Raw genomic sequence first — 18,908 nt, 5'->3', positions numbered from 1 at the left:
CACCACCTATAATTGTTCAATTTAAAAGGCACTTCCGCTTTTTTATTTTTTCACTTGATTAGTTGTTGTGTCATTAGAAGGAGCGACTGCTTTTTCATCTACTTGTTGAGTTTTCGCCTCAGTTGATGAGCTCGTTTGTTCCGCAGTTTCATCTTGGGCTTCTTCTTGTGTTTCTTCCGAGGTAGCCTGTTCTTCTTCTTCCTCTTGTTTTATTTCATCTTGGTATTCTGTTATTTCGCTTTCGATATCAGCTAATAGTTGCTGTCTCTCTTCTCTATCTAAATCATCATTTGATTTTACTTGTTCCTTGTATTTCACAAGTCCATATAAAATCAATGATCGATCTTCAAGATACCTTGCTATATCGAGTGCTTCTTCAGCATTTCCACGTCCTATTAGGATCCAATATTCAAAATAAAGGGGATCTGACTGTAAAGATACAGTATTTCTAATGACTTCTTTTTGTTCCTCTGTCAATGATTCATTAATGATATATGACATAGAGAGTTCGTATTGAGTGACTTTCGGCATTTCCTTAAATTCATATGGCTGTAAAGCTGTGACAACTTCACTATATTCATTATTTAAAAACTTTTCCTGTGCATGAATAAAGCTTGTCTGTTTCGGCTGAAGAAAAAATAAAGAATATATTGAATAAACTAATGCTGGGATTAAGCATAGGGATACACCATACAGTACATAACGATTTATTTTCCATGTCTTTTTGTTAACTGTCATCAGAAGTTCTTTTTCAACATTCTCATGTTGAATTCGCTCTTCAATGATACTTATTAACTCATTAAAGCTTTGCGCAGTCCTTACTTTCTTTGTGAAATCAGAAAGCTTCAATGTATCAAAATAGTGGACATATTGTTCAAAGGAATACTGTTTGTCAACAATTGCTGCGACTGTCGCCTTTACTTCTTTCAATAATTGATCAGAATTTTTTTCATACGGTGGAAGACTTTCTTTCACCCCAAAATGAAGAAAATATGGATTAAGCCCTTGATCAAGGACAATGTTTTCTGGACATACAAGCAAATGAATTCTTGATAAGGAATGGATTTCAGCCTTTTGAACAACTTTATACGCAATCCTTAGCTGATCTCTCACATCTACTTGATCCAAACGAGGAAGAAAAGTGTAAGTGTTAGGGATTGTATGAAGAATGGATAATTCATCATCCATCATTGTAATTTCTTTTTTAATTTTTGGGTTTATCTCCTTTAAAAAAGAAATTTCGGTAGGATCATCTAATTTTATTTTTTCTATTTGAAACGTGAAAGCTATTGATTGTTCATCCTGTTTAATAACAGCTTCTAGTTTTTCTTGTAAGTATGAGATATCGTTTTGTGATGACATTCCCATTATCTCCTTCATAATATTTCAATTCTGTCTCCAGTTGTAATGCCAGCATCGAGAAGGCGTTTATTACCCTGGACAACTTTATGTTTATTAATGACCCTTACCCAGGATCCTTCTTTAGGTTGCGCGTGCAATTTCTTTGCCTGCCAGACGATGTCAATCATTTTTTTAACTGAGTGATAGTTTGATAGTCGTAAATCAAAGCTATCCCCTTGATAATTTTTTAAATCAATCGTGATTTCTATGTACATATGTATTCACCTCATAGGGAAGGAGCGCAATTTTTTATAAAAAGAGCGCTCCTTTATCTCTTAACTGACTGTAAGAAGGTAAGGGGACGAAGAAGTTTGCATGCATTCCAAATTAGCAAGCTATTAGACTAGCTTACTTCTAAAAAAGGTTGGGCAGCCTATTTCACCCTAATATGGCTTTCTGCAATACTCCACTTCTTTCCTTCATGATGACATTAAAACAAAATGCCATAGAGGTTTTGTATGTAGATTATCCTCTAATTTGACTTGCAATTTGTTGATCAGCATCCTCAAGTGCTTTAGCTGTGCTGTTCAATTGAGTAGAAATGTCATCAAGCAACTGTTGCATTTGGATGAAAGATGGTCTTAACGTTTGGTATTGATCGCTGAATGCTCTGCTTGATTCACCTTCCCACATTCCTTCTAATTCTCTAATCATTGTATCAAGACGAGAAACTTGCTCTCCAACTTGGCTGCTTTCACTTGAATAACGGTTTGACATACTAACTAGTTCAGCTGGGGTAACGCGAATAATTCCAGACATTTAAAATCTCTCCCTATTATTGGTTTTATTTGGTATTCATCTATGTTAATTGTGAGTACCCTGTTTATGATTTTTCTATTAAACTTAATTTCTTAAACATGGTGTTCATATTAACGTACTTTTTACCTACGCTCTCCAAACACCAGGTTTTTCCTATAATATACCAATAACATATCTTCCCAAATAAATACAGAAAAAATCTAAATTAGCCACAAAAAGAGATCTTTATCCCTATAATACAAAAATGTCTACAGTATTATGTTCATAAAAAATTATCCTCGGTTTTGAGTAATAAGCACTTATAAAATAAGTAGGAATATTTCAAAGTAGGACTTTAATCACAAACAACAAAAAGACCACCCCTTCAACGAGGTGATCTCTTTTTCTAAACATACTTTTACCTAGTTATTACTTATTTACCTTAATCTTCTTGTGACTTTTGAAGCTCTTCCTCAAAATAAAAGGTGCTTGGATGTTCAATCACTTTATATGAGTACTTTTTCATATGTTTTACATATTGTGATTTTGAAATTGTAACTAGCTCTCCTGTTTTCTGAACCTTTACCACTTCTCCATCATTGAACAGATTGTTTGAGTTTTTCAACCAGACACTTCCCTTCTTACGTAAGTATATCATATATAAAACTTCTTATATTCCCACATATTGTTGTAGCTAAACAACAACTCTTCCTATTATGGTCATTTTAACCCTTATTTCTAAATTATAGTCAGAATCACTTTTTTCAACTCATAGACACACACCTATTCACCATTTGATCATACACTATTTTTATGTTCAAATGTCTTTGATAATAGTTGATTTTCATACAGTGGGGGTCTCACTACCCTTTAAGAATGGGATAAAGGATCGAGGTGTCTTAAATGTTGATTAGGAAGGCTAACTTGACAGAGACAAATACACTTCTACAAATGACAATAGAGGTTATGAATGAAAGTACGATGGGTTTGGTTCAAATCGATGTTCAAAGTGGCTTTAACATATTTATTCCCTTATTAAACAGCGGTTCCTATTACCTTGTTGCCTTAGAAAATAATAGGATTGCCGGGTGGGTATTACTAGGACCTGACTTCAACCCTATAAATATGTACAAAACAGGCAGCATCACTTCTCTTTATGTTTTACCCGAGTTTAGAAAATCTGGTTTAGGAAAACAATTAATGAAACAGGCCCTTGAACACTTAAAGTATCAAGGCTTTCAAAAGATTATCCTAAATGTTTATACAGGTAATCCAGCAAAACGTTTATATGAACAGCTTGGATTTCAGGATCTTTCAATTGTGATGGAATTGGATTTTTGAAGATATAGTAAAGGAACTACATTAATTAACATTCTAATGGGGAGCGGCAGTCATTTTCAAGTTCCTGTCAATCCTGTTTTCTACCGCTTTTTTCATATAAGGAAATATAAAGCTTTCATTTCTTAGCTTAGGCAGTTGTTTGCACACAGAGTTAACCTATTTAAAATACATTGGATAATTTTTCCTCAAAAACTCTTTGTCAATCACTGCTTGAAGTAAGTGTTCTTGCATTAGCTCATCAGCAAGTTCTGGCTTTTTTTCTTTTATTGCAACTACTATTTCTTCATGTTGTGCAAAAATTGTATCCCAATTAAAATCAGTAGCTAATCTCAGCATCCGACTTCTATTAAAATGAACATTCATTTGCTGAATAATTAACCACGTATTTCTTTTATTACAGCCTGAAAAAATCGTTTGGTGATATTCTTCATCTAATTCAAACATTTTTCGATAATCCTTTTGTTCAATACACACCTTTTGCATGCTTAAGTTCATTTCAAGTGCCAATAAATTATCTTTTGAGAAATCCCTGCAAGCTAATTGAATAACAGCTCTTTCAAGATGCTCCCGCATAAATCTTGCTTCTTCAGCAAGGTTTAAATCAATTAACGAAACAAATGTACCTCTTTGTGGATAAACATCAAGCAGTCCTTCTTGTGAAAGGCGGAGAAAGCTTTCTCTTATCGGTGTACGGCTAACATTGTATTCAAGTGACATTTCCTTTTCTGAAATGTTGGTACCAGGAACAAGCTGCAAACTTAAGATTTGTGATTTCAATTCTTGATAAACCTGTTCACGTGTCGATGTTGCTTGTGTTTTATAGTCGGTATACATGACGAACTCCCCCTTCATTCCTGTTTTTCAATACTAGTAAATACTAACTCTTTTCCTTTATACTTAGATCCAACAAGAGTGCATCATGTTTTGACAAAAAGCAACCTGATGCACTCTTGTTATTTCACACAGCTAATTTACTAGTTTAAGCTAGAGATTGACTGCCAACAATTCCATTTGACTGTTTTACTTTTTCTAAACTGTCCCAAATGCCCAAAATGTACATTATTCCAAGTGCACGATCATACAAGCCATAGCCAGGACGAGCCTGTTCATCCCAGATCATTCGCCCATGATCAGGTCGTATATAACCTGTGTATCCTGTATCATGTAATGCTTTTACTATCTCATATATATCCAAGGAACCGTCACTACTACGATGAGAACTTTCTGTAAAGTCACCATTTTCATAGATTTTCACGTTACGAATATGAGCAAATGGAATTCGCCCCATTGCTGAAAAGTGTCTCATTATATCTGGAATATCATTGTTTGGGTTTGCACCTAATGAACCTGAACACAAAGTTAATCCATTGTATGGACTATCAACTAATTTCACAATTCTTTCTAAGTTTTCTTTATTTATCACAATTTTTGGTAAGCCAAAAATAGACCAAGGCGGGTCATCAGGATGGATAGCCATTCTCACGTCACACTCTTTTGCAACTGGAATAATTTTCTCCAAAAAATATTGCAGATGCTCAAATAAGTCCTCTTCTGTTACATCTCTATATAATTCAAATGCCCGCTTAATTTTACTAACACGTTCTGGTTCCCAACCTGGCATAGAAAAACCATTTGATGAGCTTTCAATCATTTTTATTAAAACAGCAGGATCTACCTCTTCTACTTTGGCTTTTTCATACGCTAATGCTGTAGATCCATCTGGTAATTCCTTCGCAAGCTCTGATCTTGTCCAGTCGAATATCGGCATAAAGTTATAACAAATAACCTTTATTCCAGCTTGTGCTAAATTTCGAATTGTTTTCTGATAATTGTTAATATAAAGATCACGTGTAGGAAGCCCTAATTTTATATCTTCATGTACATTAACACTCTCAATCACTTCAAGATTTAAACCTTTCTCTTCAATCTCTTTCTTTAATGCTAAAATTTGATCAAGTGGCCACACTTCCCCAGCAGGAATATCATGAAGTCCTCCCACAATCCCATCCATACCAGGAATTTGCCTGATTTGGTCTAACGTAACACTATCATCTTGATTGCCAAACCATCGAAATGTGATTTTCATCTATATAACCTCCATCTTTTGTGTATTAGTTAGATTAAGCTATAATTTGTTAGATTTAAAATTTCTATATTAAGGTTATTTTAAAAAGTCGAGAGTTGATCATTATTTGTATTAATGCCATTAGAGAAATTGAAAGGAATTTCCCTCGGAAATAAAGTGAACAGGAATGCCTGGGAAAAATGCCTTTGTTAGTTCTGCAAGATACTCCATTCCTGGTTCCTCACTAGCAGCATGCCCTATATTAATTAACGCCTTATTTCTCCCTTGATAAATGGCGTCCCGAACGTATTCAGGTGTCTCCCATTCGGGACCCTCGCCGTAAATAATTAAATCAAGATCACCCTGTTCAAATAGCGGTATAGCTATATCCCCTCCACCTCGATATCCTGCTAATAATCCAATTCTAGTGCATGGCATTGAGGTGTCTCCGATAACACGTACAAAAGGAATAGAAAGCTTTCTTTTTACATAATCAGCAATCTCCTTAACCGTCATATTAGATATAGTCAGTAAAGTTGATGTTGCATTATTCTCTTCAACATAGTGAGTCCAACCTAATTCTTGTATTAACCCCACCATAATTCCATCGGGTTGATACTTATGCCAATAGTCATGAAATCGATAAATTGCAATACCTGATTCATCAATCATTTCCCTCTTATTACGATACACTGAATCATGTTCTAGATGCTCAATTCTGTCATGGTGACTGTAGAACGTACCTTCATGAGTTATGATAAGGTTTGCTCCCATGTCTATTGCACGCTGAATTACGTAGTGGGATGCTACAAATGCGACTACAATACCTTTAACTTCTGTATACGGATCTCCAAACACCAGCTTATCAACACTTATTTCCAACTTATCAACTGGTTTTGTTAATTTAGTTATTACATCCTGGATCGTTATCATCATTTCAACTCCCCAACAGGAAAAGATTAGCTTTTCTTGATATCTACTTTCACAAAGGACCTTATACTGAATTCATAACTATACTAGTATGGTAGTGTTGATTCTCCCAACCTATAATTGGGATTACCAGTGAGGATTAAAATCAACTAACTAGCCTCCCTAGTGGATTTCTTCCATTTTTAAATACTCTTTTCAATTGAATTTTCAGTACTTGTCTTTAAAAATTTTAATTCAAGATCTGCCAGCATCTCTTTCATATTTAGCATCATGAGGTAAGCAATAATACTAGAAGTAAAAACAATTAAAAAATCCGTTGTTACGGTTGTGACAAATGCCACGATAAATAAAATCAAAAAATTACCGAATGTTTGTTTAAATTTCGTAAAGCTATAGTATACTGACAATTTCCAAACATCCCTTATTCTAAATTTATACCTGGCATTAATCGTCAGAATGTTTAAGCTTAACATCGTCCATAGTAGCGTCAGAATGAAAATCACAATGGATATTATTTGACTTGTATCAGATGTAGACTGGCGGAGATATTGTAAATCTACAAATAAAATGAAGTAAACGACGAGTATTGGCAACCACACAGAAAAAGTATCTTTAATATTCTTTTTGTAGCCATAGAAAAAATCACGTGTTGGTGATATTTCTTTCGTTCTTACAAGCTTCTCCATTGAGTAACACATAGCTGCAATTGCTGGGCCTGTTGGTAGTAATGCCAAAAAGTATAGTAGAATGTTAGAAAATGACGGTTTTAATGTCATAAAGAAAAAGATAAATAAGCTATTCGTTACGACAAAATAAATATTTGTTAAAAGCAACCAATAGATATAGTTTGTAATTATGTATAAGATTCCTTGACCAAACTCTTTCTTTTCTTCCATGATTATTCACCATCTTTTTCTCATTTTACATATATTTTACTACGGTTTATGTATAATAAGTTATTTTCCCTTTCAATTTTCCTCCAATTTAATAAAGTTGGTTGCCCTTTCATGTGAAAAGGCAACCTACTAGATTATTCAACTACTTAGACTCTTTATATTCCTTGTATGTTTTATTAGCAAGGTCAAGATATTGTTGCAGTCCTTGGCCTTCTAATTCTTTCACAAATGCATCGAACTCTTTTAAATCACGATCTCCAATGATAAACTTTAGTGTATTTTGAACTGAGTAGTCTTTTAATGGCGTATTTAGTAATGTTACCTTTTCTCTATCTTCCATTGAGAATGGAATCGGTGGTTCTGCCGGAATTGTTGTTTTAACCTTTGCCATATCTTCCTGGAATTTAATCTCCTCCTCACTCATCATTGATTGTAGAAGATCTGTTGTTCCACCATAGGCAAATACTCCTCCAGAGAAACCAAACTCAGTTCGTAAATCCTTTGTGCCAGCTGGATTAAGCCCATTATAATTTACATCATCTACTAATTTTCTAACACCATCAGTTTTAGTAAATGTTGTTCCTTCAACACCCCATTTAGCAAATTCCTGGCCTTCGTCACTATAATAAAGCCAATCAATAAATTGGAGGATGGCATCGAAATTTTCACTTTCCTTTGCTTTAGAAGAGATCATAACACCATTTTCTAATCTAGAACCCGACATAAGCTGACCTGCTGGACCGCCTGGTACGGTAATTTTAGAAATTGAGTAGTTATCTTTACCAAGCGTTTTATCCATATCGTTACGGTGTAAGATAACTGTTTGTGAGTTTCCATTAATAATAAAGGATTTGCCAGTAACAAATTTTTGGATCGCTTGATCATCTTCCTGTGTAAAGCTTTCTTTATCGAGTAGTCCTTCTGATACTAATTTATTAAAGTAAGTTAGTAATTCTTTATATTCGTTAGTTGTTGCAGAATAGATAAATTCATCTGCTGATTCATCATATGTTAATCCATTTCCATATCCCCAGCCTGCTTTAGTACCAAAGCCAGTAGCCGCTATATTAAGCGTACTATCAAATAGGAAGCGATCAGAGAATGGTGTAACATCTGGATATAATTCTTTTAATTTTTTCATTGCTACATATAATTCATCCCAAGTAGTTGGAATAGCAATATTATGTTTTTCAAAAATATCTGTTCTTATTATTAGGGTATAGTCCGGCCATACCTCCTCATGTAAACCAGGAAGCAGATAGAATTTACCATCATTTTGACGTAAACCTTCTAATTCATCTTCTAGTTGCCATTTTTCTATTTTATCTTTGAAATGTGGCATTTTATCAATGTAATCACTGATTGGCAAAATCGTTCCAGAAGAAACAAAAGCTGACTCTTCACCAGGATATGTTTTAGGAATAATTAATGGTGCATCACCTGAACTAATTAACAAGCTACGTTTTTGCGCGTAATCGCTCATTGGTACAATTGTAGGTTTTAGCGAAACATTCGTCATTTCTTTGATCTTTTCCCACAATAACCAATTTTCTTTATAAGGATAGGTTGGTTGATCACTATATAAGATTGGTAATTCAAATTCTTCACTAGCCTTAAATGTATCACCTACACCGTATGATTCCATAGCACCCTTTTTAGTATTTTCGTTCTCTGTACTTGCAGACTCTTTATTAGAACAGCCAGCAATCACTAGTACAAACAAAGCTAGTAAACAAAATATTGACTTTAACCTTTTACGACCACTTTTCATTTCTATTCCTCCCCTTTGATTCAGTTTCTATAAGAAAGCGTTTGAGCCTTTTCCACCCTAGTTTTTCGACACTCAACATAACGCTTATCTACCTAAAATAATTACCCCTTTATTACCTATGCTTTTTCTCATCATGATTATTGTTGCTTTTTATGGAGTCTTCACTTAACAGATCCAAGCATTACACCTGATACGAAATACTTTTGAACGAAAGGATAAATTGTTAAAATCGGTAAAATGGTAAGTACCATTGTAACTGACTTAATGTTTGCTGATATTTGAGTTAAGTTATCGGCTGAAGTCGCTCCAGCTGATTGTCCTCCAGTAACACCAGCGATTAAATTTCTAAGGTAGATGGTGACTGGAAATAACTCTTTTTGATCCAAGTATAAGAAAGCTGGAAACCAAGAATTCCAATGCCCTACTGCATAAAAAAGAATCATCGTTGCAACAACCGCCTTGCTGAGAGGTAATACAATCCTCAGGAGAATACCATAAGTATTTAACCCATCAATTGATGCTGCTTCTTCTAGCTCTTCAGGCATATTTTCAAAGAAGGATTTCATGATTAACATATTATAGATACTAATGGCTCCAGGAATAACAATTGCCCACATTGTATTATCAAATCCAATACTATTAATTAATACATAGTTAGGGATTAATCCACCGTTAAAAAACATCGTGAATACAGCAAAAACTGTAAAAAATCTACGTCCGGCCAATCTCCTCTTGGATAATGCATACGCAAATATTATTGTTAAAAACATTGATATAGCAGTTCCTACAACTGTGTAGACAACCGTGTTTTTGTAATTGATCCAAAACATCTTGTCCTGAGTTACTGTTTTATATGTCTCGATATTAAAGCCCTTTGGTAATAAACTTACTTGACCTGCATTAATAAAAGCTTCACTACTAAAGGACTGAGCGATAACATTTAAAAATGGATATAGTGTACAGAAAACAATGACTAATAAGATAAACGCGTTAAACACTTTAAAAATCTTATATTGTACAGATTCCTTCATGGTCTTCCCCCTCTACCACAAGCTTCTTTCTGTTAATTTTCTTGAAATACCGTTAGCCGATAATACTAACACCAATCCGATTAGAGATTCGAACAATCCGATCGCTGTCGCATAACTGAAATTACTTGATTCAAGTCCAACACGATATAAATAAGTAGAAATAACATCTGACGTTTCATAGTTTAATGGATTATATAAAAGTAATATTTTTTCAAAGCCTACAGCCATAAAACTTCCAATATTTAAGATTAATAACGTAATAATTGTCGGTAGGATACCTGGAATTGTAATATGGAGTGTCTGCTTCCAGCGATTTGCTCCATCAATTTTGGCTGCTTCATATAATGAATCATCAATTGTTGTTAGCGCTGCCAAATATAAAATCGCTCCCCAGCCCATACCTTGCCAAATTTCTGAGGTAATATAAATCGTTCTAAACCATTCTGCTTGTTGAATAAAGTTAATTTTCTCACCGGTAAAGAATTCTACAATGTTATTAATTGAACCATTTACAGCCGTTAATTGTAGAATCATTCCTGCAACAATTACAATAGATAGAAAGTGAGGCAAATAAGAAGCTGTTTGGACAAATTTCTTAAACTTTTTACCCTTCACTTCATTTAATAACAAGGCAAAAATAATCGGCATTGGGAAACAAAACAATAATGTTAGCCCACCAATAAGGAGGGTATTCGTAAAAACATTCCAAAAGGTTGGATCATTGATAAACATTTTAAAATAATGTAATCCAACCCATTCCTCCCCATAAATATTGCCCCCAGGCATAAATCTTCTGAATGCAATTACATTACCAATCATTGGACCATATTTAAAAATCAATAAGTAAATAATCGGTAAAATCAATAAAGAGTAAAGCTGCCAATCCTTTTTTAGAGATACTCCAATAATGGCAAATTTACTTTTTTTCATATCCTTCAATACATTAACCTTTCCCATCTTTTCGACCTTAACTTCCCCCATATTAACCCCCCACTCACTTTATAAATCTGAATATGTAGCCTTTGTTTTACTAAATACTGATCTGGATAAGCTCCTCCACTTTAACTATAAAGCGCTTACAGAATTGAGATAAAGGTGTCCTACGTATGTGTTTTTTCGAGTCTTTCTGCTAGAAATCATATACATATTAGAATACTAGTATGGTAGTTTATTCCGCATAGACGTAGACTACTATCGGTGTAAAGTCAGTCTTATTTCATACCCTGTTACACATTAGACATACTAGTATGGTAGTTAAATTCATTGTAAACTAAATTTTCTTTATATTCAATACGTTATTTTGTTTTTTTGAAAATAAATCTTAACTTAATTTATTTAATAAACAATCAGACACTACATTAGCTGTAACTTTACAAGTAAGTATCACGATATTTAAATCAGGTTTTATATCATTCATATTCATACTAAATAGTCTCTGCATATCAGCAGACAAGCATAATCCTGATAAATTGTTAATAATGTAAATTACATATTAAATTTTTCCAGCGCTTACTATAACAAACTATTTTTCTTGTAAAATAAAAGGGACCGTTTACTAGGGAGGCCACATTTATGAAACGTTTTTCGAAAGATGAAAATAGTTGGATATTCTATGATTGGGCAAGCTCCGCTTATTCCATTATTATTTCTACTGCTGTTTTTCCTTTATTTTATAAAGCAGCAGCGACAAATGCTGGAATTAGCCCTGCTAACTCCACAGCTTATTTGGGTTACACAATTGCGATTGCGACATTTATTTTAGCAATGCTCGGACCAATTCTAGGCACAATAGCTGATTATCAGGGGTTTAAGAAGCGCTTTTTCAGTTTTTTCTTTTCTTTAGGGGTCATTTTTACGGGAATACTAGCCTTTATCCCAAGTGACCAGTGGCTACTCTTGCTTATTTGTTATACCGTTGCTGCAGTTGGATCTGCTGGTGCAAATGTATTTTATGATGCATTTTTAGTAGACGTTACCACAGAGGAACGAATGAACCGCATTTCGGCACACGGATTTAGCTTTGGCTATATCGGCAGTACCATTCCATTTGTTATTAGTATCGCGATCATCATTTTAGCACAAAGCGAGATAATTCCTATTTCTACTACAATAGCAAGTAAAATTGCCTTTATAATTACGGCTTTATGGTGGGCAGTTTTTACCATCCCTCTGTTTAAAAATGTTCAACAACGATATTACATCAAACGAGAATCGAACCCAGTTGTAAATAGCTTTAAACGTCTAGGAAAAACCTTAAGGGAAATCCGTAAATATCGAGCATTATTTCTGTTCCTGATTGCTTATTTCTTTTATATCGATGGTGTAGGCACGATTATTACAATGTCCACAGCATATGGTACTGACTTAGGTATAAGCTCAACAAATTTGCTTATTATTTTGTTCGTAACTCAGGTTGTTGCCGCTCCATTTGCGATTCTTTATGGAAGATTGTCTGAGAGGTTTACCGGAAAGAAAATGCTGTATGTTGGAATTATCATTTATATGATTGTTTGCATCTATGCTTACTTTTTAAAAACCACATTAGACTTCTGGATTTTGGCAATGCTTGTTGCAACCTCACAAGGAGGGATTCAAGCCTTAAGTCGGTCATACTTCGCAAAACTTGTACCAAAGGAAAAAGCTAATGAGTTTTTTGGATTTTATAACATCTTTGGGAAATTTGCGTCAATAATGGGACCGCTATTAGTAGGAGTAACAGCACAGCTTACTGGGGATTCAAATAGTGGAGTGTTCAGTCTTATTCTTTTATTTATAGTTGGTCTTCTCATACTTGTTCGTGTTCCCAAACCGAAAACAGATTTAGCTTCTCATGTAGATCATAAATCCTTTTAAGGAGAAGCACCAGCTATTTATAAAAGAGAGCCAGCTAGCTAGTCATTGGCTAGTCGGCCCCTTTTTATTTATACAACATACCCTAAAATTTCATTACCCTTCAAGGCCTGGTGAGCTCGTTACTTTTTCATTCACTTCCTGTGCTTTCATTGCTTTTTGAATAACCTTATAAAAATATAGGAACGAAAAATAAGCACTTAGTGAGCCTACAAAGAATGGTATTAAAAATGTAAAATTAAAGCTTATAAAGATGAGTGCTCCATTTATAAGAGCTACACCAATCGTAGAAAACGGACTACCTATAGCAAGAATGAATGAACTTTTTAATGAAGTAAAGAACTTCATTTCAAAGTGTACAGTATAAGAAAAGAAATAAGCATTCCACGTGAAGAAGAAGGCAGTTATCACCATAAACATAACGTTAAAAAAGACAGATTGTTGCTGAAAGAACATAAGATAGTTTAATACCCAACTTGTCCAAAACAAAGTAAAGACAACGCCTATAAGAAAACTTCGTTTATAATTTTCCTTATAGTAGCGTAAAAAGGACTTAAAAATTGGGATATCCCCATCTCCCATCACCCATTTTCTAACTACCCCATACATTGCAGCAGTAGCTGGAAAGAAAATAAATGGTGCTAATATGGCAATCGTCAATAAACCCATCTGCAAGTTGGAAATGTCACCAACTAAAAGAATCAACAAAATATACACAATAGGAAAATTAAAAAGAACCCACAGAACATTTGTTAACGAAAAGCGCATAATTAAAACCGATAATTTGTAAAAGCCGCCCATCAAACCGTTCATTTCCATTCGCTGCCCCACCTTTAAGCGTTTTCATTTTTTAACTATTATACCATTACTAAACTAGTATTTATTACAAAAAATTTACTTAAATTTTATTTTATTTTTCTCGATGAACATATTTGTGCTTTCGTTCATTAAAAAACAAAAAAGAGGTACCTCAGGTTCACCCCTAAAATAACACCTCTTTTTGAATTATTTACATTTAATAACATCGGTTACTTCCTGTTAATCAGTGTCAAAAAATTGTTTTGCAATATTATAAGCAAGTTTAGGCCTTCTATAAACATCCACAATCCCTTTACTATTCTGGGTTCCAGCCCTATTAAGAAGCCAACCCGTCGCCTCAGTCACTCGACAATCACAAAATTGCCAAATGTACATACCTGAAATAAAATCTTTTGAGGTGTACGCCCTTAAATTCTGTTCAAGAATATCTGCTTGTCGTTCTTCTGTTCCTTTTCCAATACGTTCAATTAAGTCAACTATAGGAATTTTATCACCATAGTTCTGGGTGCATTTCCCAACAACCAGGAACAGGCATTTTATAGGTGTATTTTATAGTAGTTTCTTTTCTATTTCTTCTACCTTTGCAAAATCCCAAGTACCATCTAATTCTGTGATTTTCCTCACTTTAAGCGTTTGAAATAATCTAATCATAGTACTCCCCCTACTTACGGTACTCGGATCATCACTACTTTAGCTTATTGCTTTGGAAATTATATTAGCCTCTTATTCTTTTAAAGTTAGCAGCACTACTTTCAAATAAACTTCCCTTTAAATTGCTGAACGATTAAAAGTTTATAACCTTATCTTAAGTTCTCCTACATTTGGATTTGGAAGCAATCGAATATCACTCATGGTAGCTTCAGCAACTCCTCCTTCTAATGCATTAAGTTCTTGGATTCCTCTCAAAAGAACACTCCAATTACTAGATGTTCCATTTGCTGAAATATAGACTTCGTTGCCTTCCCGTTTAGCCTCAACCGTGAGTTTTTGCATTCCCTTTGGATCATAAACTGTTGTCGAAGCTGATCCTCCATCCTGCAACTCAAACAAATGCAACTCAACATTTTCGGCATACTCGTAGTCAGGTCTGTCATCTAACTCTCCTATAGCTAGTAAACTATTAGCACGCACGTATAAAGGCAAACTTTGATAGCCATGTTCTTCCTTTCTCCAGCCCCCACCTTCAACCTTCTCACCCGTCATGTAATGTGTCCAATTTCCCTCAGGTAAATAAAAGGAAACTTGGCCGCCTTCTTGAAAAATTGGTGCAACCAATAAGGAATCACCGAGCATGTACTGACGATCTAGATTCTCACATGCAGGATCATCTGGAAATTCAAGTAACATAGCCCTCATCATTGGATATCCTTTTTGTGAAGCATCACAAGCAGCGGAAAACAAATAAGGCATTAATCGACATTTCAGTTTTGTAAAGAAGCGTAGCACATCGACTGCTTCCTCATCATACATCCATGGTACTCTGTACGATCTGCTGCCATGTAAACGACTATGACTAGAAAGTAAACCAAACGCAACCCAGCGTTTATATAAATCAGCAGAGGAAGTACTTTCAAAACCTCCTATATCATGACTCCAAAATCCAAACCCAGATAGACCTAATGACAGACCACCGCGCAAGCTTTCCGCCATTGCCTCATATGTTGAATCACAATCACCACCCCAGTGCACAGGAAACTGCTGTCCGCCTACTGTAGCTGAACGTGCAAATAATGCAGCTTCTCCTTTACCAAGCTTTTCTTCAAGCACATCAAAAACGACTTTATTGTAAAGAAAACTATAATAATTGTGCATTTTATACGGATCAGAACCATCATAATAAACGACATCTGTTGGGATACGCTCTCCGAAATCGGTTTTAAAGCAATCTACACCCATATCGATCAACCTTCTCAAGTGGGAAGCAAACCATTCACAAGCTTGTGGATTTGTAAAATCAACTATCCCCATACCTGGCTGCCACAAATCCCACTGCCACACGCTTCCATTCTCTTTTTGCAAAAGATATCCTTTTGACTTCCCTTCATCAAACAACTTTGACTTTTGAGCAATATATGGGTTGATCCAAACACAAATCTTTAGCCCTTTCTCTTTCAGGCGTCTCAGCATGCCCTCAGGATCAGGGAACACCCGTCTATCCCATTCAAAATTACACCACTCATACTCTTTCATCCAGAAACAGTCAAAATGAAACACATGAAGCGGTATATCACGTTCGATCATTCCATCTACAAAATGGTTCACTGTTTCTTCATCATAGTTTGTCGTGAAAGAGGTCGTTAACCACAGTCCGAATGACCATGCCGGTGGCACAGCCGGTTTTCCTGTTAATGAAGTAAAGTTCTCTAAGACTTTTTTCGGTGAAGGACCATTAATAATAAAATACTCTAAATATTCACCGCTAACACTAAATTGGACCTTAGATACCTTTTCAGAACCAACTTCGAACGAAACATTTTCTGGATGATTGACAAAAACCCCGTAACCTCTATTCGTTAAATAAAACGGTATATTTTTATAGGCTTGCTCTGTACTTGTTCCACCGTCCTGATTCCAAATATCGATACTTTGCCCATTTTTAACAAAGGGAGTAAATCTTTCACCTAGACCATAAACAGATTCACCCACTCCTAGTCCTAATTGCTCTCTCATATATGTTTTCTTATCTTGGGTTGTTACATAGCCCATGCCTCGTGAGCCACTACCCGTTAACCTGCCCATACTATTGTAAAAATCCACTGACCATCCTTCTTGCTTATTAATCTTAACGGTCAGGTCTCCACTTGTTAAACTTGCTTCGTTTTCATTATCATAAATGCTCACAAGTGAATTGGAATCGGGGAAAAGTTCAAATTCTGGTCCTTGGTGTTGTTCTCCTTTGAAATGATACATTTGGACACGGATTACATCCTGCATTGGTGATGAAAACTTCATAGTAAATAGCGGTCCTGTTAACGTATGTCCACGTGTTTCAATATGCATGAAAGGTGCATAAACGGTTAATGACTGATCATCTTTTTCTACTTCATTCACTTCAAAGGGACTGTAAATATTTACTCCCTCACGGTTTAACCAGTTACCATTACTAAATTTCATTTTTTCCATCTCCTTTACCTATTTAACTAAAAAAACTTTATGTTACGGAAAAAACCCCTCTTTTTAAATCAAGAGGTTTTTCCACATCGATTTATTCCTTCACAGAGCCAAGTGTAATCCCATGAATAAAAAATCGTTGTAAAAACGGGTAAACGACTAATACAGGGAGCATAGCAATAAAGATTTTGGCTGCATTTAATGTTCTATTTGAAAGCTCGCTCATTCGTTTATACTGATCCTCAGTCATACTTGCAGGATCAAGGACCACCGTCAATTGTTGAATATATGTCTGTAATGGATAAAACTCTTCTCTTGTCATAAAAATTAAACCGTACAAAAACTCATTCCAATGATAAACAATACTAAAAAGGCTAACCGTTGCCAGTACTGGTACGGAGAGTGGAATATATAATTTGTATAAGATATACCAAGGCCCTGCACCGTCCACAAGTGCTGCTTCTTCTAATTCCTTAGGTAAATTACGGAAAAAGTTTATCGCCAAAATAATATTAAACACGATCGTCTGTGCCCCACCAACTAGAACAAGAGACCAAATACTGTTGAGTAAATCATATTCTTTAATCGTCAGATATAAAGGAATTAGCCCACCATTAAACAACATTGTAAAAATTAGTAGCCACATTAATATGTTTCGCAGTTTAAAGTCTTTTACAGTTTTAGACAGTGGATAAGCCATAAGGGGCACAATAATAAAGTTAAGGGCAGCTCCAAGTACTACACGCTGTATCGATATCCAAAAGGAATGAAAGAATTGTGCATCCCCTAATAATTGCTTATATGAATTAATATTAAATCCCACAGGCCAAAACGCGACCTCTCCAGCACTTGCAGCTGATTTTGAGCTAAACGAAAGAGCTAATGTATACCAGAGTGGTAGAATACACGTTATGGCAATTCCGACTAAAATAACAATAAGTACAATGTCAAATACTCTTGAGCCAATCGTCTTATCTTTGACCATCCATCTTCACTCCAATCTTTTAGAAGATACGGTAATTTGTTGTTTTGTAAGCCAAGAAATAAGATAAACTTATGAGAATAAATCCTACAGCAGATTTTAATAAACCAACTGCTGTTGCAAGCTCATACTGTAGATCCAACAATCCGGTACGATACACCCATGTATCAATGATGTCTCCTGTTGAATATACAAGTGGATTATATAAATTAAAGATTTGATCGAATCCTGCATTCAATACATTGCCTAAGCTTAGTACGGTTAGTAAAATAGCCGTTGTTCTAATTCCAGGAAGGGTCACATGCCACAAACCCTGTAAACGAGACGCACCATCAATTGAAGCAGCCTCATACAAAGCTGGATTAATTCCTGTTAATGCTGCAAGATAGATAATCGTATTGAATCCAAATTCCTTCCAAATATCACTTCCAACAACCAGAATAGGAAACAGGTCTGCTCTTCCAAAGAATAAGATCGGATCAACACCAAATAAAGATAAAAACTGGTTAACTGGACCAACATAAGCAAAAATATCTAAAAGAATGCCCCCTAAAATAACCCATGATAGAAAGTGAGGCAAATACACAATCGTCTGAATCCATCTTTTTAATACCATTAAGCGCAATTCATTAAGCATTAATGCAAAGATCAACGGAATAATGAGATTTCCTATAATTTTCAATACAGCAATAAAAATGGTGTTAAAAAAAATATCCATCGTATCATTTAATGTGAACATATACTCAAAATGCTCAAGACCAACCCATTCTGAGCCAAATACTCCCTGTACCGGATTATAGTCTTGAAAAGCAATTGCAATTCCAAACATAGGTACAATACTGAATAATAATAGCCAAATAAACCCTGGTAGAAGCATAAGGTAATAATGCTTGGCAAAACTTTTGTTTTTCATAGCCCGTTTCCCTCCTGACTTCTCTGTAATAGATTAATAGAAAGCGGCTGCCTCAAAAGG

At 35.0% G+C, this 18,908-nt stretch carries 17 protein-coding genes and 1 pseudogene; 2 read left to right on the top strand and 16 right to left on the bottom strand.

All coding sequences use genetic code 11. The annotated features are described in order from the left end of the window. Positions 1-42 precede the first annotated feature (42 nt). The 4 genes from essB to WCV66_RS04005 all read right to left on the bottom strand — a co-directional run bounded on the left by essB (position 43) and on the right by WCV66_RS04005 (position 2,764). Positions 43-1,362 (bottom strand): type VII secretion protein EssB, encoded by a 1,320-nt coding sequence (gene essB / locus WCV66_RS04020; protein WP_066338355.1) that lies wholly within the window; start codon positions 1,360-1,362, stop codon positions 43-45. 14 nt (positions 1,363-1,376) lie between these two features. Further along, positions 1,377-1,616 (bottom strand): EsaB/YukD family protein, encoded by a 240-nt coding sequence (locus WCV66_RS04015; RefSeq protein WP_338787952.1) that lies wholly within the window; start codon positions 1,614-1,616, stop codon positions 1,377-1,379. Positions 1,617-1,866: 250 nt separating this feature from the next. Beyond that, positions 1,867-2,160, bottom strand: a complete 294-nt coding sequence (locus tag WCV66_RS04010; RefSeq protein WP_066338365.1) for a WXG100 family type VII secretion target — start codon at positions 2,158-2,160, stop codon at positions 1,867-1,869. Positions 2,161-2,581: 421 nt separating this feature from the next. Further along, complete coding sequence (locus WCV66_RS04005) at positions 2,582-2,764, bottom strand: hypothetical protein (protein ID WP_232329076.1); 183 nt, start codon at positions 2,762-2,764, stop codon at positions 2,582-2,584. Positions 2,765-3,063: 299 nt separating this feature from the next. Here WCV66_RS04005 and WCV66_RS04000 point away from each other — a divergent pair, with 299 nt between their 5' ends. After that, on the top strand, positions 3,064-3,480 hold the full coding sequence (locus tag WCV66_RS04000) for a GNAT family N-acetyltransferase (protein WP_185653843.1): 417 nt from the start codon (positions 3,064-3,066) through the stop codon (positions 3,478-3,480). A gap of 156 nt (positions 3,481-3,636) precedes the next feature. Here the strand turns inward: WCV66_RS04000 and WCV66_RS03995 are convergent, their stop codons facing one another. The 7 genes from WCV66_RS03995 to WCV66_RS03965 all read right to left on the bottom strand — a co-directional run bounded on the left by WCV66_RS03995 (position 3,637) and on the right by WCV66_RS03965 (position 11,103). Further along, the gene (locus tag WCV66_RS03995; protein ID WP_066338374.1) at positions 3,637-4,314 is read right to left on the bottom strand and encodes a GntR family transcriptional regulator; all 678 of its coding nucleotides are present in this window, start codon (positions 4,312-4,314) and stop codon (positions 3,637-3,639) included. Between the two features lie 145 nt (positions 4,315-4,459). After that, a complete protein-coding gene (gene uxuA, locus WCV66_RS03990) occupies positions 4,460-5,566 on the bottom strand; it encodes a mannonate dehydratase (RefSeq protein ID WP_338787951.1) in 1,107 nt (368 codons plus the stop codon). 120 nt (positions 5,567-5,686) lie between these two features. After that, positions 5,687-6,481, bottom strand: coding sequence for a Nif3-like dinuclear metal center hexameric protein (locus tag WCV66_RS03985; protein ID WP_338787950.1), 795 nt, complete (start codon positions 6,479-6,481; stop codon positions 5,687-5,689). Positions 6,482-6,657: 176 nt separating this feature from the next. Beyond that, entirely contained in the window at positions 6,658-7,371 is a 714-nt protein-coding gene (locus WCV66_RS03980) for a YesL family protein (RefSeq protein ID WP_338787949.1), read from the bottom strand. A gap of 142 nt (positions 7,372-7,513) precedes the next feature. Further along, a complete protein-coding gene (locus tag WCV66_RS03975; RefSeq protein ID WP_338787948.1) occupies positions 7,514-9,142 on the bottom strand; it encodes an extracellular solute-binding protein in 1,629 nt (542 codons plus the stop codon). 161 nt (positions 9,143-9,303) lie between these two features. Then, positions 9,304-10,173, bottom strand: a complete 870-nt coding sequence (locus tag WCV66_RS03970; RefSeq protein ID WP_066338398.1) for a carbohydrate ABC transporter permease — start codon at positions 10,171-10,173, stop codon at positions 9,304-9,306. Between the two features lie 12 nt (positions 10,174-10,185). Further along, positions 10,186-11,103, bottom strand: coding sequence for an ABC transporter permease (locus tag WCV66_RS03965; protein ID WP_066338819.1), 918 nt, complete (start codon positions 11,101-11,103; stop codon positions 10,186-10,188). Between the two features lie 642 nt (positions 11,104-11,745). On the opposite strand from WCV66_RS03965, the gene WCV66_RS03960 reads away from it, so the two are divergent. Continuing rightward, the gene (locus WCV66_RS03960) at positions 11,746-13,026 is read left to right on the top strand and encodes an MFS transporter (protein WP_338787947.1); all 1,281 of its coding nucleotides are present in this window, start codon (positions 11,746-11,748) and stop codon (positions 13,024-13,026) included. Between the two features lie 93 nt (positions 13,027-13,119). Here the strand turns inward: WCV66_RS03960 and WCV66_RS03955 are convergent, their stop codons facing one another. From WCV66_RS03955 to WCV66_RS03935, 5 genes and pseudogenes are all read right to left on the bottom strand, one after another. Continuing rightward, a complete protein-coding gene (locus WCV66_RS03955) occupies positions 13,120-13,842 on the bottom strand; it encodes a YesL family protein (RefSeq protein ID WP_066338411.1) in 723 nt (240 codons plus the stop codon). Between the two features lie 219 nt (positions 13,843-14,061). Further along, positions 14,062-14,295 (bottom strand): annotated as a pseudogene (locus WCV66_RS03950) (beta-glucuronidase); the annotation flags it as partial. A 339-nt stretch (positions 14,296-14,634) separates the two neighbouring features. Continuing rightward, a complete protein-coding gene (gene yicI / locus WCV66_RS03945; protein WP_338787945.1) occupies positions 14,635-16,956 on the bottom strand; it encodes an alpha-xylosidase in 2,322 nt (773 codons plus the stop codon). 91 nt (positions 16,957-17,047) lie between these two features. Next, a complete protein-coding gene (locus tag WCV66_RS03940) occupies positions 17,048-17,938 on the bottom strand; it encodes a carbohydrate ABC transporter permease (protein ID WP_066338421.1) in 891 nt (296 codons plus the stop codon). 19 nt (positions 17,939-17,957) lie between these two features. Next, complete coding sequence (locus tag WCV66_RS03935; protein WP_338787944.1) at positions 17,958-18,848, bottom strand: ABC transporter permease; 891 nt, start codon at positions 18,846-18,848, stop codon at positions 17,958-17,960. Positions 18,849-18,908: the final 60 nt, after the last annotated feature.

Source organism: Metabacillus rhizosphaerae (genome assembly GCF_037201795.1).
In the GTDB taxonomy this organism is placed as follows: domain Bacteria; phylum Bacillota; class Bacilli; order Bacillales; family Bacillaceae; genus Metabacillus; species Metabacillus rhizosphaerae.
Note: the sequence above shows the minus strand (reverse complement) of the source record. Positions and strands in the feature narration are given on the sequence as shown.